The organism is Nocardia sp. X0981 (genome assembly GCF_977089955.1).
Window position 1 is genome coordinate 5,492,024 of the sequence record NZ_OZ372435.1, and the last position, 15,245, is coordinate 5,507,268.

The following is a 15,245-nucleotide window of genomic DNA, read 5'->3' on the forward strand; positions in this document are numbered from 1 at the left end:
CCGGCGAGGTTTGCGCTACCGGCGATTCCAATCGTTGTCCCGCCACCACGGGCTCGGGCAGCCTGGTATTCGTCCCGGCGGCCGATAGACCGCAGCGCACGGATCGAGGGGTTCGAATGAGCGAGACAATCGATATGAGCGCCGACGTTCTCGTGGTCGGCGGCGGTCCCGCGGCCACCTGGGCCGCCCTGCGCGCGGCACGGGACGGGGCGCGAGTGGTCCTCGCCGACAAAGGCTACTGCGGTACCAGCGGCGCCACCGCGGCCGCGGGCACCGGAGTCTGGTACGTCCCACCCGATCCGATCGAACGGGAGGCCGCTCTGGCGAGCCGGGAGAGTCTGGGCGGATATCTCGCCGACCGGCGCTGGGCCACCCGTGTACTGGACGAGACCTACGCGCGGCTCGACGAACTCGCCGAGGTGGCCCGCTTCCCTTTTCCCGTGGGCCCGGACGGCAGGCAACTACGCAACGGGCTCCAGGGTCCGGAGTACATGCGGCGTATGCGCATTCTGGTGCGCCGGGCCGGAGTACGTATCCTCGACCACAGTCCGGTCACCGAATTGCTGGTGGACGCGGAGGGGGCGGTCGCGGGTGCGGTGGGTCACCAGCGGCAGGCCGGGCAGGACTACCGGGTCCGCGCCGGGGCAGTCGTCCTGGCGACGGGCGGCTGCGCCTTCCAGTCCAAAGCGCTGGGTTGTGATGTGAACACCGGCGACGGCGCGCTGTTCGCCGTCGAAGCCGGGGCCGAACTCTCCGGAATGGAGTTCTCGAACGCCTACGGCATCGCGCCGGAGGGCACCTCGGTGACCAAAACGGCGTTCTACCATTTCGCCACCTTCTATCGCTCCGACGGCAGTGTGCTGGAGGGCGCGAGCAGCCGCAACCGCTCACCCATCGCCGCGGAACTACTGCGGGACCGGGTTCTGTGCCGGCTCGACCGGGCCGACGAGCCCGCCCGCGCGGCGATGCGCCGGGCTCAGCCGAACTTCTTCCTCACCTTCGACCGCCTCGGTATCGACCCCTTCACCGATACCTTCGCGATCACCCTGATCGCGGAGGGAACCGTACGCGGTACCGGCGGTATCCGGCTGGCCACCGACGACTGCGCGACCACCGTGCCGGGGCTCTACGCCGCGGGTGATGCCGCCACCCGGGAACCGATCTGCGGCGGTTTCACCGGCGGCGGCAGCCATAACGCGGCCTGGGCGATTTCCTCGGGTACCTGGGCGGGGGGCGGCGCGGCGCGTTACGCCCTCGCGCTCGGTGCCGGCGCCACCGAGCGCCGGGTACGCGGTATCGGGGAGGCGGGGGCCCGGCCGGCGGGGAGCTGCGCATCGCTCGAGCCGCGGGAGGTGGTCGCCGCCGTACAGCGTGAGGTACTGCCCTACGACAAGAACTATCTGCGGCACGGCCGCGTGCTCGCCGAATCCCTCACCGCCTTGGACAGCACCTGGAGCGAACTGCGCGAATCCCTGGGCGGCGACGGGGAACAGCGGATCCGCACCCGGCAGGCCGCGGCCATGACCGCCCACGCCCGCTGGATGTACCGCACGGCGCTCGCCCGCACCGAAACCCGCGGTATGGCCAAACGTCTCGACTTTCCCGACCAGGATCCGGATCAGCACCATCGGCTGATAACCTCCGGACTCGACCGGATCCGGGTCCGCCCGGAACGGGTGGCAGTAGCGGCGGAGGTGGCGTCGTGATCGAATTGGTTTCCGCGCAGCGGTGCACAACCTGCGATAAATGTATCGCCGTCTGCCCGACGAACGTCTTCGACCGCGGCGCCGACGGTATTCCGGTGATCAGCCGGCACAGCGACTGCCAGACCTGCTTCCAGTGCGAGGCCAACTGCCCCGCCGACGCCCTGTACGTCTCCCCTCGAACGACACCCGAGCCCGAATCCTCCTCCGCGGTGGACCAGCCGGACCTGATCCGGCGCGGCCTGCTCGGCAGCTACCGCGCGCAGATCGGCTGGGGCAAAGGCCGCAAACCCGGCTCGCTCACCGCCATCGGCCCGGCCCTCCGGCCCGAGGGGCCGCCGCTCACCAGCTGACGGCGGGTCCCGGGTGATCGTCCCGGGGCCTGCCCCGTGGCCGGGGCACGGCCCGGAGCTCGGTGGTCGACCGGCCGCAGTGGCCAAGGGTGGGCACCGGGCCGGCCGTAGCGCCGGAACAGCTTCCCGGCCGGGGCACCGGCGCGGTCTCGTGGTGGCCGGTGGTCAGGTATCGGGTCGGGCGTGGAGCTCGACGCAGCATTCGCCGGCGGCCGGGGCGAGGTCGGCCCGGATGGTTTCGGCTCGGAGTCCTCGAATCAGTCCGGTGAGGTAGGTGTGGTTGAGCGCGCACACCAGATCCGGCGCGCGGGCGGCGAGGGGATGGAACGGGCAGTTGCGCAGCCGCAGGCATGCCGGTGCGGTTCTGGTGGGTTCGAAGCCTTGTTCGCCGAGCACGGTGTGCAGCAGAGTGAGGGCACGTTCAGCGCCGAGCCGACCGGGGCGCAACCGTTCTCGCAGTTCACGCCCGGTATCGAGGCCTCGATCAGCGGCGACGCGCAGCGTCGCGTCGCGCGCGGTTTCCTCACCGCTTTCGGTGAGTACGGCGTTCAGCAGAATTTCGGCCAGGACCTCGTGGCGCCGCTCGGGGATAGTGACCCGTACCTCGATGTCGGCGGGCTCGTAGACCTTCGGTGCCCGGCCGACCCGCCGAATTCCGCCGATGTGTTCATAGCGGGCGACGAGCAGGCCGGCGGAAACGAGTTTGTCGAGGTGGAACGCGGCGAGTTTGCGTGAGATGCCGGCGTGTTCGGCCGCTTCGTCGCGGGTGACAGGACGTTGGGCTGCGCGGATCAGCCCGTACATGGCCCGGCGCAGTTCATCGTCGAGCGCGGCGACGGCGCCGATATCGGCTTCACTGGTCACCGATCCACAATAGCGCCGATCGTATCGGTCGTAAATGACCGGGTACAGCTCCGATCAGCACCTCTTGACCCCCGCACCTAATTACGCCAATATTTATTAGTGAAATAGCGGCCCGGAACCGAGGGGTGTCACGAGTGATGACATACGACAGATCAAGCGCCCGGTCAGCGCGGCGACGGCTCGGGGTGCGCAGTGGCCGCTCGCGATCGGCGCGCCGGTCCTGCTCACCGCTCTCGGCGTCGGCGGGAGCCGATTCATGACCCAGCCCGCCCTGCACGTCGTCCACGACACCGGCGCGATCGACCTGACCATCGCCGAGAACGCTGCCCGCACCTTCCTCGCCGCCCTGGGCGTCGACCTCGCCGGCGACCATCTCCAGGCCACGCCCCGGCGAATGGCCCGCGCCTACGCCGAACTGTTCACGCCACGCGCCTTCGACCTGACCACCTTCCCCAACGAGGAGGGCTACGACGAACTCGTCCTCGCCCGCCGCATCCCCCTGCGGTCGGTATGCGAACACCACCTGCTGCCCTTCGTCGGTGTCGCCCACGTCGGCTACCTGCCGGGCGACCGTATCCTCGGGCTGTCCAAACTGGCCCGCATCGTCGAACATTTCTCCCGGCGCCCCCAGGTCCAGGAGCGGCTGACCAAACAGATCGCCGACTGGCTCACCGAACAACTCGACCCCCGCGGGGTCGGCGTGGTGATCGAGGCCGAACACACCTGCATGACCCTGCGAGGTGTCCAGGCTGTCGGTACCACCACCGTCACCTCCACCCTGCTCGGCACCCTGCGCGAAGACGCCCGGTCTCGTCAGGAATTCTTCTCCCTCACCGGCCTCGCTCCCTGAACCCGGCACCGCCGCACCCAGGAGCGCAGGCCGATGCCGGCCGCCCGGATGTTCGGATGGCCGGCATCGGCCGATCACCGCCGGACCGCACCGGACGGAACGCGCGTCACGATTGCGGGGCTCAGGCCGCCGCGCCGACGGGCCGAGCCCGCTCGCTCGGCGCCGGGCGGGCGCGCAGGAGGAGCAGCCCCAGCACCGCGGCCGCCAGGCAGAATCCCGCGCTCACCCAGGCCCCGACCGACACCGCCTCGGTGAACGCCGTTCTCGCCTCCTCCGGATAACCGAGTTCGAAGGCCGCGCCGATGGATTCGCGCGCCGCCGCGGGAGCCGCCGCGGGCATGTTCGAGGTGAACACGCCGGCCAGCACACTGCCCAGGATCGCGATACTCAGGGCCATCCCGACCTGCTGCAACGTATCGTTCAGCGCGGAGCCGACACCGGCATGCCGCAGGGGGATGGCGTTCATGATCGCGGTGTAGGCGCTCGGCCCGGCCAGACCGCCACCGATACCCATCACCAGCATGCTCACCAAAACCCATACATACCCGCTGCCCACCGCCAGGACCGCGAAGGCAGCGGCCATCACCGTGAGCCCGGTGACGATGAGGGTCCGGTTGGCCAGGTTCTTGCCCAGGGTGGCGCCGAGACCGTTGCACACCGCCCCGGCCAGGGCATAGGGCAGCAACGCCAGCCCGGCCTTCATGGGGCCGTAGCCGAGGACGAACTGCAGGTACTGGGTGAGCATCAGCATGACCGCGCCCATACCGAACACCATCAGCAGAACGGTGGCGCAGGTTCCGGTGAAATCGCGGTTGGCGAACAGCCCCAGCGGCAGCATGGGGTGCTCCTGCCGCCGCTCCCACATCACGAAGGCGGCGGCCGCGCCCAGGGCCAGGACCGACGCGACGGGGTTCCATTCCCGTTCGATGATCAGGTAGACGGCCGAGCTCAGCGCGAGCACGGACAGCAGTACACCCGGCAGATCTATCGGCCGCTGTTCACCGGTGGTCTCGGGCATGAGGACCAGCGCCGCGACGATGGCCAGCAGCGCCACCGGAATGTTCAACAGGAAGACCGATCCCCACCAGTAGTGCTGGAGCAGCAGACCACCGAGCACCGGCCCGGCGACGATACCCAGGATGGATACGCTGGACCAGGCCGCCAGCGCCATCCTGCGTTCGGATTCGTCGAAGGTGGTCATCAGGATCGACAGTGTCGACGGCATCAGCAGCGCGCCGCCCACCCCCATGACCGCGCGGGCGGCGACGAGCTGCCACGGCTGGGCGGCCAGTACCGCGGCCAGCGACCCGGCTCCCAGGACGACCAGTCCGAGGACCAGCATGCGGCGCCGGCCGAACCGGTCCGAGAGGCTGCCCGCGGTGAGCAGTAACCCGGCGAAGACCAGCACGTAGGAATCCAGGATCCACTGGATATCCGAGGGGGTCGCGTCCAGTTCGCGGATCAGCGACGGGATGGCGATGTTCAGGACGGTGCTGTCGATCATCAGCACCAGCAAGGCGAGGCAGAGCGCCGCGAGGATCAACCACCGGCGCCCGTCTCGTACAGTGTTCGATTTCATTCGCACACTGTACGATCTAATCGCACAGTGTGCGAGCGAAGATAAGATCTCACTGTGACCAACCAGTTCAGTTCCGTATGGCTCCGCGAACCCCGCCGCCCCAAGACCTCGGGCCTGAGCCGGGAACAGATCGTGCGGGCCGCGGTGACGCTCCTGGACAAAAAAGGTCTGGAGGCGCTGAGCATGCGCAAACTCGGCGCGGAGCTCGGCGCCGGCGCCACCAGCCTGTACTGGCACGTCGCGAACAAGAACGAACTGCTCGAGCTCGTCCTCGACGAGATCTGGGGCCAGGTGGACGATGCCGGACTGGAACAGGCCACCACCCTGCGCCGGCTTCTCACCACCTACGCCTACAACCTGCGCGGCGTACTCCTGGCCCACCCGTGGTCGGCCTCGCTGGTCGGCCGGGTACCGAGTATCGGACCGCAGTTCTTCCGGCTCAGCGACCGGCTGCGCCGGGCATTCACCGCGGCCGGTTTCCAGCGCGTCGACGTCTACCTCGCCAGCGGTACGATCACGAACTTCGTCCTCGGTCAGGTGATTCCGGTGATCGCCCTGGAGAAGTCCCACGGCGGCGGCACCGACCCGGCGAGCGTGGCCGAAGCGGTCGGCAGAGCGGCCGCCGCCTACCCCGAGATACTCGCCGATTACCAGGCCATGATGTCCGAGGGCCATACGGTGGACAATGCGATGGGCTTCGATTTCGGCCTGCTGTGCGTGCTCGACGGATTGGAGGCGCGACTCCGCGCCCAGGCGGCCGGTACCGTAGGCCCGGCGACCGGAGACGCGGCCCACCGCGAACCGAGCACCACTGACCGCGAACGTTTCGACTCCCCCGGGAGATTCGTATGACCGACGGCGAATTCCTCGCGTTCGTCGCCGACCGGCTCGCCGCCCTGCCCGGGGTGGTGGCCGTCGCCCTGGGCGGTTCACGCGCCCTGGGCACGCACGGCCCGGACAGCGACTGGGATTTCGCGCTCTACTACCGCGACCGGTTCGACCCGGCCGGCCTACGCGCCCTCGGCTGGACCGGAGAGGTCTCCGAGCTCGGCGCCTGGGGCGGGGTGTTCAACGGCGGGGCCTGGCTCACGATCGAGAACCGGGCGGTCGATGTGCACTACCGCGACCTGACCGTGATCGAACACGAACGCGCGGAAGCCGAGGCGGGACGGTTCCGCTGGGAGCCCCTGGCCTTCCATCTGGCCGGGATCCCGAGCTATCTGGTGGTGGGCGAACTCGCCGCGGCCCAGGTATTGCGCGGAGCGCTGCCACGCCCCCGATTTCCCGAAATCATGCGGGAGACGGCGCCGCCGATCTGGCGGAACCAGGCCGCGCTGACCCTGCGCTACGCCCGCACCGCCTACGCACCCCACGGCAAGGTCACCGAGACCGCGGGAGCCCTGGCCACCGCGGCGATGCAGACCGCGCACGCGATCCTGGCCGCCCGCGGCGAATGGGTCACCAACGAGAAGCGGCTGCTGGAGCGGGCGGGACTGCGGGAGATCGATACGATCACGACCCGGCTGACCCCCGACCCGGGCGCGCTCACGCGAGGAATCGAGGCGGCTCGGCGGTTGTTCGAGGCCGCGGACAACGGGCACGGTGGCGGATAACGGATTCGTCTCGCCAAGATCGAGGATCACGGAACCGATACGAACCACCCTCCGGGTGCGGCGCCCACACGGGCCGGTTCTAGGCTCGCGGGTGGCCGCGGCCCCATCGACGGACCCGTGGTTGTTCGAACCGAGCGTTACCAGCACATGCCGACCACGTCGGCCGCCGATTTTCCGGTCGCACCGGGAGCAGACCCGCACCCGGTGGCCGATAACTCTCGAAGGACCCACCATGAAACGGACCATTGCCACCGCCTGCGCGGTCGTTCTCCCGGCCCTCGTCGCATTCCCCGCTACCGCCCCGGCCGAACCCACCCCCCTACCGCCGGAAGCGGTGATCTCCGAAAGGGCGCTCGCCGCCGGACCGCTGGGCACCACGATCCAGGTCCACAGCGGTGGGGATATGGCCGTCACCGTCCGGGCCACCGACGCCACCGTGCCGCCGAGCACCGACGGCCGGCAGAACCTGGTCTACGAACTCACCGCCGAACAGCGCACGGGAACCCCGTACCTCATCCCGACCCTGGACCTGCGCCTGGTGACGGCCGACGGCGATGTGATCTACCCGCTCACCCGGGTGCCCGGGGAATGCCCGTCCGGATTCGTCGAACCGGGCCGGCCGCATACCGGGCTCCTCGCCTTCGGCGTCCCCGAGGACCAGCGCCCGCAGGAGATCGTCTTCGCCACCGCCGACGACGTCGTACACGGGGCGTGGACGTTGTGAGCTCCTACTCGAGCTCGCCTTCGGTCTCCAGGTACACCTGCCGCAGCCGGTCCAGCGTCTCGGTGTCGGGTTCGGCCCACATCTTGCGCTCGGCGGCCTCGAGCAGTCGTTCGGCGATACCGTGCAACGCCCACGGATTGGACTGCTCCATGAACTTGCGGTTCGTCTCGTCGAATACGTAGCTGTCGGCGAGTTTCTCGTACATCCAGTCGGCGATCACATCCGTGGTGGCGTCGTACCCGAACAGGTAGTCCACCGTGGCCGCCATCTCGAAGGCACCCTTGTAGCCGTGCCGGCGCATGGCCTCGAGCCAGCGGGGGTTCACCACCCGGGCCCGGAAGACCCGGGTGGTCTCCTCGGAGAGGGTGCGGGTACGTACCGAATCCGGACGGGTGCTGTCGCCGATATAGGCCTCGGGGTTCTTACCGGTCAGCGCTCGCACCGTGGCGACCATGCCACCGTGGTACTGGAAGTAGTCGTCGGAGTCGGCGATATCGTGTTCGCGGGTATCGGTGTTCTTGGCCGCTACCGCGATCCGGCGGTACGCGGTGCGCATATCCTCGGACGCGGGTGCGCCGTCGAGATCACGGCCGTAGGCGTAACCACCCCAGGTGGTGTACACCTCGGCGAGATCGTCGTCGGTGCGCCAGCTCTTGGAATCGATCAGCTGGAGCAGTCCGGCCCCGTAGGTCCCCGGTTTCGAGCCGAAGATACGCGTGGTGGCACGGCGTTCGTCACCGTGCTCGGCGAGATCGCCGATCGTATGAGCGCGCACGTAATTGGATTCGGCGGGTTCGTCCAGCGCGGCCACCAGGCGTACGGCATCGTCGAGCAGCGCCAGCACATGCGGGAAGGCATCCCGGAAGAAACCGCTGATCCGCACGGTGACATCGATACGCGGGCGGCCCAGTTCCGCGAGGTCGATCACCTCGAGCGTGGTGACGCGGCGACTGGCCTCGTCCCAGACCGGACGTACCCCGAGCAGCGCCAGCACCTCGGCGATATCGTCGCCGGAGGTGCGCATGGCCGAGGTACCCCATACCGAGAGCCCCACCGACCGCGGGTATTCGCCGTGATCGGCCCGATAGCGGTCGAGCAGCGATTCCGCCATGGCCTGGCCGGTCTCCCAGGCCAGTCGCGACGGCACCGCCTTCGGGTCCACCGAATAGAAGTTACGTCCGGTGGGCAGCACATTGATCAGACCGCGCAGCGGGGAACCGCTGGGGCCGGCCGGGACGAAACCGCCGTTCAACGCGTGCAGTACCCGCTCGATCTCCACGGTGGTTCCGCGCAGCCGGGGAACCACTTCGGTGGCGGCGAAACGCAGCACCGCCGTCACAGCGGCACGGTCACCACCCGCATCGCCGAACAGCCGCGCGGCGAAACGATCGACGAGCCCGTCCACGGCATCCGGCGCCCACCCGGCGGCCTGGAGCGCGACGAGCAACTCCCGGGCCCGCGACTCCACGGCATCCACCCGCTCCCGGGCCTCGTCACCGGATTCGCGCAGGCCCAGCGCCTCCCGCAATCCGGGCACCGACAGCTCTCCGCCCCACAGCTGCCGCGCCCGCAGCATGGCGAGCACGAGATCGACCTCGCTCTCCCCCGCCGGCGCGCGACCGAGCACGTGCAGGCCGTCGCGGATCTGTACATCCTTGATCTCGCACAACCAGCCGTCGACGTGCAGCAGCATATCGTCGAAGGTTTCCTCGTCCGGGCGTTCGGCCAGCCCCAGATCGTGATCCATCTTCGCCGCGCGCATGAGGGTCCAGATCTGCTGGCGGATCGCGGGCAGTTTGGCCGGATCGAGCGCCGAGATGTTCGCGTGCTCGTCCAGCAACTGCTCGAGGCGGGAGATATCGCCGTAGCTCTCCGCCCGTGCCATCGGCGGGATCAGATGATCCACCAGCGTGGCATGGGCCCGGCGTTTGGCCTGGGTGCCCTCTCCGGGATCGTTCACCAGGAAGGGGTAGATCAGCGGCAGATCGCCGAGGGCCGCGTCGGTACCGCAGGCGGCCGACATACCGAGTGTCTTACCGGGCAACCACTCCAGGTTGCCGTGTTTGCCGAGATGCACCATCGCATCGGCGCCGAACCCACCGGCCGCGGGGTCGGCGGCCAGCCAGCGGTAGGCGGCGAGGTAGTGGTGGCTGGGCGGGAGGTCGGGGTCGTGGTAGATGGCCACCGGGTTCTCACCGAAACCGCGCGGCGGCTGCACCATCAGCACGATATTGCCGAAGCGCAGTGCGGCGATGACGATTTCGCCGCGCGCGTCGGACGAACGGTCGACGTAGAGTTCACCGGGCGGCGGTCCCCACGCCTCGACGACAGCGTCGCGGAGCCGGGCGGGCAGGGTGTCGAACCAGGCGGTGTACACGTCCGCGCCGATCCGGATCGGATTACCTTCCAGCTGTTCGGCGGTGAGCCAGTCCGGGTCCTGGCCACCGGCCGCGATGAGGGCATGGATCAGGGCATCACCGTCTCGCTCCGCGAGACCGGGAACCTCCCCCGCGGCGCCGAGATCGTAACCGGCACTTCGCAGTTCGCTCAACAGCTCGATCGCGCTGGCCGGGGTGTCCAGCCCGACCGCGTTACCGATCCGGGCGTGCTTGGTCGGGTACGCCGACAGCATGATCGCCAACCGCTTGCGCTCGGCCGGGATATGCCGCAGCCGGGCATACCGGACCGCGATACCGGCCACCCGGGCCGCGCGCTCCGGATCGGGTACGTAGGTGGACAGACCGTCCTCGTCGAACTCCTTGAAGGAGAACGGCACGGTGATGAGCCGCCCGTCGAATTCCGGCACCGCGACCTGGGTCGCCACATCCAGCGGGGACAGCCCGTCATCGTTGGCCTCCCATTGGGCGCGCCCGCTGGTGAGGCACAGTCCCTGCAGGATCGGCACATCCAGTTCGCCGAGGGCGCCGATATCCCAGGCCTCGTCGTCGCCACCGGCCGAGGCGAGCGCCGGTTTGCTACCGCCGGCGGCCAGTACGGTGACAATCAGCGCGTCGGCCTGCCCCAAGGTGGCGAGCAGCTCCGGTTCGGCGGTGCGCAACGAGGCGCAGTACACCGGCAGCGGTACCGCGCCGGCGTCCTCGATCGCACCGCACAGGGCGTCGATATAACCGGTGTTCCCGGCCAGATGCTGCGCCCGGTAGTAGACGACACCCACGGTCGGTTTCCCGGCCACCGGTTCCGGATCCCGGGCCACCCGCTCGAGGCGCCCCCAGCTCGGCAGCTGCACCGGCGGTTCGAAACCGTGCCCGGTCAGCAGCACCGTATCGGACAGGAAGTTGTACAGCTGGCGCAGATTCCGCGGGCCACCGGCCGCGAGGTAGTTGTGCGCGTCGGCGGCCACCCCTACCGGCACGGTCGAGCACTCCATGAGTTCGGCGTCGGGCGCCATCTCGCCACCCACCGCCACCACCGGCACCCCACTCGCCCGCACGGCGGCCAGCCCGTCCTCCCAGGCGCGTTTGCCGCCGAGGATCCGCACGATCACCAGATCGGCGTCCGCGAGCAGGCCGGGCAGGTCTTCCACCAGCAGCCGGGCCGGATTGGCCCACCGGTAGGCGGCGCCGCTGGCGCGCGCGCTCAACAGATCGGTGTCGGAGGTGGACAGCAGCAGAATCACAACGGTGACCTTCCTGGGGTGACGCGCCCGTCGGGGTTCGATGTGCTCGCCGGAGAGGGTCTGGCTGTGTCAGTGGCGCGACCGCACCGGAATCCCACCGGTTTCCTCGTCACCCGCCGAGCCCCCGGATGCTACCGCGCGCCGGGAGGAAGCCCGCATTCCGGGACCGTGCGCGTCTCCGTCGGGGAGCCGGTGCCGCGCGCACCCTGCCCACCTCATCTCATCCCGGCCCCCGGGGGCACGGCCCGGCGGGAGCCGACGGCGCGACCGGTTCCGGGGCGAAGACGCTCGACGGCGCTCGCTTCCGGGCGGTGCCTGCGCGAAGGCAGCGGTTCGCGCGGTTCGGTACGCCCGTAAACTGGCCGGATCATGGTGCGTACCGATCCCGATTCCTGCCCCGGTGTCCTGCGGCTGCACGAAGCCGCCGACGGCCCGCTGGCACGAGTGCGGGTTCCGGGTGGCGCGCTCACCGCGGCGCAGCTCCAGGTGCTGGCCGAGGCGGCCGCCGAGCTCGGCGACGGGAATATCGAACTGACCTCGCGCGGCAATGTGCAGTTGCGCCGGGTACGCGATGCGGTGACGCTCGGCGAACACCTGGCCGGCGCCGGTCTGCTACCGAGCCGGACCCATGAGCGGGTCCGCAATATCGTCGCCTCCCCTCTCTCGGGCCGCAGCGGACCGTATCCGGATATCCGTCCCCTGGTTCCCGCCCTCGACGCCCGCCTGCTCGACTCACCGCTGCTGGCCGAGTTGCCGGGACGGCTGCTGTTCGCTCTCGACGACGGCCGCGGCGATATGAGCGCACTGCGTCCCGATATCGGGGTGCACGCACTCGATGCGGACCGGTTCGCCTTGCTGCTGGCCGGCGCGGACAGCGGTATCCGGGTGACCACCGCCGAGGTGGTGGATGTGCTGGTGGCCGCCGCGCACGGCTTCCGGGAGATCGGTGCCGGTCACTGGCGGCTGCACGAGGTGGCCGATGGCACCGTCCGCCTGACCGAATGGCTGGGACTGTCTCCCGGTACCGAACGTCTGCGGTTCGCCGATACCGCCGATCCCCCGATCGGCTGGCTCCCGCAGGACGACGGGCTGGTCGCGCTCGGCGCCGGGGTACGCCTGGGGTCGTTACCGGCCCGCACGGCCGAATTCCTCGCCGCGGCCGGACGTCCCGTGCTGCTCACTCCGTGGCGCAGCCTGGTCGTCGCCGATCTCGAAGAATGGCCGGCCGAACAGGTGGTCCGGGTGCTGGCGCCGATGGGCCTGATCTTCGACGCGGCCTCACCGTGGCTACAGGTCACCGTCTGCGCGGGGCGGCCGGGTTGCGCCCGATCCCATACCGATGTCCGTGCCGATGCCGCCGCCGCGGTGGAATCCGGCCGCACCGCCGCCGCGGCCGCCGGTGGGCCGGACGCCGTGATCGCCGCGGCGGAGGTGGTCACCACCGGCCGGCAGCACTGGTCGGGCTGCCACCGGCGTTGCGGACGCCCTGCGGTGCCGGTCACCGAGGTCACCGCCGGACCGGACGGTTACCGGGTGACGCCTCCCGGAGCTCAGGCGTGAACAGGCGGCCGGGCCGACCGCACCCGGTCGATACCCGCGTAGGCGCGCGGCGCGTAGCGCATCCGCTCCGGTAGCAGCGGCCAGACGGTGCGCACCGTCGCCGCGAAAACCCCGAACAGCTTCTGGTCGACCGCGGTCCAGCGCAGGCCGAGGATCTCCCGGGCCCGCTCGGGCATGAGCGCGTTGGCCAGCCACACATTGAACGCCATGACCGGCCGCCAGATCACCGACCACACCGGTTCCGGAATACCCGGCAGCGCCGGAACCCGGTGGCGGCCGAGCCGCAACGCGAAATCGGTGGTGGCATTGGCTTCGAGGACCTCGTCGATGGTGCGGTTCCAGTATTCCTCGAACTCCGCGTAGTTCGAGACCAGTACCCGGTCCGATAGCCCGTACATCCGCCACCAGGTGACGCCCTCGGCGATCAGCTGATCCTTTTCGGCCGCGGTGAGCGGGGTTCCGAAATATTCGTTGATGGCGATGGTCAGTTCCACGAAAGTGGCGTGGGTCCACCAGTACACGTCGGGGTTGAGCGCGTGGTAGCGCTCGCCGCGGGAATCGGTGCCTTTCAACGGGCGGTGGTAATCGCGCACCCGCGCGGCCTGCGCCTCGTTGTCGGCGTCGTAGATCATGCCCTGGATCTGCGGCAGGGAGCGGATCAGGCGGTCCCACGGATCGTCGAAGAAGTTCGAGTGGTCCTGCAGGGCCGCGCCGACGGCGGGGTGCATGTTCTGCAGGATGCCGGTGCGCCCGAGGAACAGCATGTTCCGGAAGTCACCGGCGTATTTCCAGGTCAATGACCCTGGGCCGATCGGCGCGCCCACCGGGGCGGGCGTGTCGGCGGTATTCGGAGCACCCACGATCCGACCTCCATGTCTACCCGGGTTGAAATCTTGAGACGAATGCTACTTCAATATCTCAATTTCTCGGAACGCCGGGTTGCGCAGAACACTCCCGGCGGGAAGCCGGTATCACGGACGCGATCTCGCGGCCGCCCGCGCGGCGAGGATCTCCACTCCGCCGGGAGCGGTCGAGCCTTTCCACGCCACGCTCACACAGTCGCTTCTCGCCTCCGATACCCCCTCGCACGGCTACACTGTCGTATCGTCGTCCGGACGGATGTCCAAACACCTGTTCATCAAGCCCGGGCCCCGGCGCCCGGCCGGACGCCGAACCCGGGACGCTAGTACGGAAGTGAGTACACCGATGAAGACCAAAGGCGCTCTCATCTGGGAATTCGATCAGCCGTGGGCGATCGAGGAAATCGAAATCGGCGATCCGCGTAAGCATGAGGTGAAGATCCAGCTCGAAGCGGCGGGAATGTGCCATTCCGACCACCATCTGGTGACCGGTGGAATCCCGATGATGGGATTCCCGGTCCTCGGCGGCCATGAGGGCGCCGGCGTCGTCATCGAGGTCGGCGCGGGCGTGGAGGATCTCGCGGTCGGCGACCACGTGGTGTTGTCGTTCATCCCATCGTGCGGGAAATGTCCGTCGTGCCAGGCCGGACTGCGCAATCTGTGCGATCTCGGGGCGCTGCTGCTCGCCGGTACCTCGGTGACCGACGGTTCGTTCCGGATCCGGGCCCGCGGACAGGACGTCTACCCGATGGCCCTGCTGGGCACCTTCTCCCCGTACATGGTGGTACACCAGAGTTCGGTGGTGAAGATCGATCCGGCCATCCCGTTCGAGGTGGCCTGCCTGGTCGGCTGCGGGGTCACCACCGGATACGGTTCGGCCGTGCGCACCGCCGATATCCGCCCCGGCGAGGACGTCGCGATCATCGGCCTGGGCGGGGTGGGCATCTCCGCCCTGCAGGGTGCCGCACACGCGGGCGCCCGGTTCATCTTCGCGGTCGATCCCGTGCCGTGGAAACGCGAGCAGGCGTTGAAATTCGGCGCCACCCACGCCTACGCCACCATCGAGGAGGCGACCGCCGCCTGCGCCGAGATCACCTGGGGCGGAATGGCCAAGAAGGTCATCGTCACGGTGGGCGCGGTCCACGGCGAGGATGTCGACAGCTGGATGGGAATCACCGCCAAGGCCGGCACCTGCGTACTCACCGCCATGGGCAATCTCGCCGACAACAGCACCACCCTCAACCTGTCCATGCTGACGCTACTGCAGAAGAACCTGCAGGGCACCATCTTCGGCGGCGGTAACCCGCACTACGACATCCCGCATCTGCTGTCGATGTACCAGGTGGGCAAGCTGAATCTGGACGATATGGTCACCCGGCGCTACCGGCTCGAAGATATCAACGAGGGCTACCAGGACATGCTCGCCGGACGCAATATCCGCGGTGTCATCCGCTATACCGATGCGGACCGCTGAACGAATAATTGGTCTGACCACTTGACCT

At 69.0% G+C, this 15,245-nt stretch carries 12 protein-coding genes; 8 read left to right on the forward strand and 4 right to left on the reverse strand.

Features of this window, described 5'->3' with window-relative positions; genetic code table 11:
* Positions 1-116: 116 nt before the first annotated feature.
* Both ACYR7D_RS24220 and ACYR7D_RS24225 read left to right on the forward strand, forming a co-directional pair.
* A complete protein-coding gene (locus ACYR7D_RS24220; RefSeq protein WP_459546822.1) occupies positions 117-1,706 on the forward strand; it encodes an FAD-binding protein in 1,590 nt (529 codons plus the stop codon).
* Entirely contained in the window at positions 1,703-2,056 is a 354-nt protein-coding gene (locus tag ACYR7D_RS24225; protein WP_459546823.1) for a 4Fe-4S dicluster domain-containing protein, read from the forward strand. Before ACYR7D_RS24220 ends, ACYR7D_RS24225 begins: the two co-directional genes overlap by 4 nt.
* Positions 2,057-2,221: 165 nt before the next feature.
* Here ACYR7D_RS24225 and ACYR7D_RS24230 read toward each other — a convergent pair whose 3' ends face one another.
* Positions 2,222-2,920, reverse strand: coding sequence for a helix-turn-helix transcriptional regulator (locus ACYR7D_RS24230; protein WP_459546824.1), 699 nt, complete (start codon positions 2,918-2,920; stop codon positions 2,222-2,224).
* A 256-nt stretch (positions 2,921-3,176) separates the two neighbouring features.
* Between ACYR7D_RS24230 and folE the strand changes: the two genes are divergently transcribed.
* Positions 3,177-3,770: a GTP cyclohydrolase I FolE gene (gene folE / locus ACYR7D_RS24235; protein ID WP_459546825.1), complete on the forward strand. Its 594-nt coding sequence runs from the start codon at positions 3,177-3,179 to the stop codon at positions 3,768-3,770.
* 121 nt (positions 3,771-3,891) lie between these two features.
* Here the strand turns inward: folE and ACYR7D_RS24240 are convergent, their stop codons facing one another.
* The gene (locus ACYR7D_RS24240; RefSeq protein ID WP_459546826.1) at positions 3,892-5,349 is read right to left on the reverse strand and encodes an MFS transporter; all 1,458 of its coding nucleotides are present in this window, start codon (positions 5,347-5,349) and stop codon (positions 3,892-3,894) included.
* A gap of 54 nt (positions 5,350-5,403) precedes the next feature.
* Between ACYR7D_RS24240 and ACYR7D_RS24245 the strand changes: the two genes are divergently transcribed.
* The 3 genes from ACYR7D_RS24245 (at position 5,404) to ACYR7D_RS24255 (ending at position 7,686) form a co-directional block, all read left to right on the forward strand.
* Positions 5,404-6,201 (forward strand): TetR/AcrR family transcriptional regulator, encoded by a 798-nt coding sequence (locus ACYR7D_RS24245; protein WP_459546827.1) that lies wholly within the window; start codon positions 5,404-5,406, stop codon positions 6,199-6,201.
* The gene (locus ACYR7D_RS24250; protein ID WP_459550267.1) at positions 6,192-6,962 is read left to right on the forward strand and encodes a nucleotidyltransferase domain-containing protein; all 771 of its coding nucleotides are present in this window, start codon (positions 6,192-6,194) and stop codon (positions 6,960-6,962) included. The genes ACYR7D_RS24245 and ACYR7D_RS24250 overlap by 10 nt, the downstream gene beginning before the upstream one ends.
* Before the next feature lie 232 nt (positions 6,963-7,194).
* A complete protein-coding gene (locus ACYR7D_RS24255; RefSeq protein ID WP_459546828.1) occupies positions 7,195-7,686 on the forward strand; it encodes a DUF4352 domain-containing protein in 492 nt (163 codons plus the stop codon).
* Positions 7,687-7,690: 4 nt separating this feature from the next.
* On the opposite strand, the gene cobN is transcribed toward ACYR7D_RS24255, so the two are convergent.
* A complete protein-coding gene (cobN, locus tag ACYR7D_RS24260; RefSeq protein ID WP_459546829.1) occupies positions 7,691-11,323 on the reverse strand; it encodes a cobaltochelatase subunit CobN in 3,633 nt (1,210 codons plus the stop codon).
* A 369-nt stretch (positions 11,324-11,692) separates the two neighbouring features.
* Here cobN and cobG point away from each other — a divergent pair, with 369 nt between their 5' ends.
* Positions 11,693-12,883 carry a precorrin-3B synthase gene (cobG, locus tag ACYR7D_RS24265; RefSeq protein ID WP_459546830.1) on the forward strand — a complete coding sequence of 397 codons (1,191 nt, stop codon included), beginning with the start codon at positions 11,693-11,695 and terminating at the stop codon, positions 12,881-12,883.
* Here the strand turns inward: cobG and ACYR7D_RS24270 are convergent.
* A complete protein-coding gene (locus ACYR7D_RS24270) occupies positions 12,874-13,743 on the reverse strand; it encodes an oxygenase MpaB family protein (protein ID WP_459546831.1) in 870 nt (289 codons plus the stop codon). The genes cobG and ACYR7D_RS24270 overlap by 10 nt on opposite strands.
* A 346-nt stretch (positions 13,744-14,089) precedes the next feature.
* Between ACYR7D_RS24270 and ACYR7D_RS24275 the strand changes: the two genes are divergently transcribed.
* On the forward strand, positions 14,090-15,217 hold the full coding sequence (locus ACYR7D_RS24275) for an NDMA-dependent alcohol dehydrogenase (protein ID WP_459550268.1): 1,128 nt from the start codon (positions 14,090-14,092) through the stop codon (positions 15,215-15,217).
* Positions 15,218-15,245: the final 28 nt, after the last annotated feature.

Bases quoted from the DNA above. Each gene is read 5' to 3' on its own strand.
- ACYR7D_RS24220 (WP_459546822.1), top strand. From the start codon at position 117: ATGAGCGAGACAATCGATATGAGCGCCGACGTTCTCGTGGTCGGCGGC.
- folE (WP_459546825.1), top strand. From the start codon at position 3,177: ATGACCCAGCCCGCCCTGCACGTCGTCCACGACACCGGCGCGATCGAC.
- ACYR7D_RS24240 (WP_459546826.1), bottom strand. From the start codon at position 5,349: ATGAAATCGAACACTGTACGAGACGGGCGCCGGTGGTTGATCCTCGCG.
- ACYR7D_RS24255 (WP_459546828.1), top strand. From the start codon at position 7,195: ATGAAACGGACCATTGCCACCGCCTGCGCGGTCGTTCTCCCGGCCCTC.
- cobG (WP_459546830.1), top strand. From the start codon at position 11,693: ATGGTGCGTACCGATCCCGATTCCTGCCCCGGTGTCCTGCGGCTGCAC.
- ACYR7D_RS24275 (WP_459550268.1), top strand. From the start codon at position 14,090: ATGAAGACCAAAGGCGCTCTCATCTGGGAATTCGATCAGCCGTGGGCG.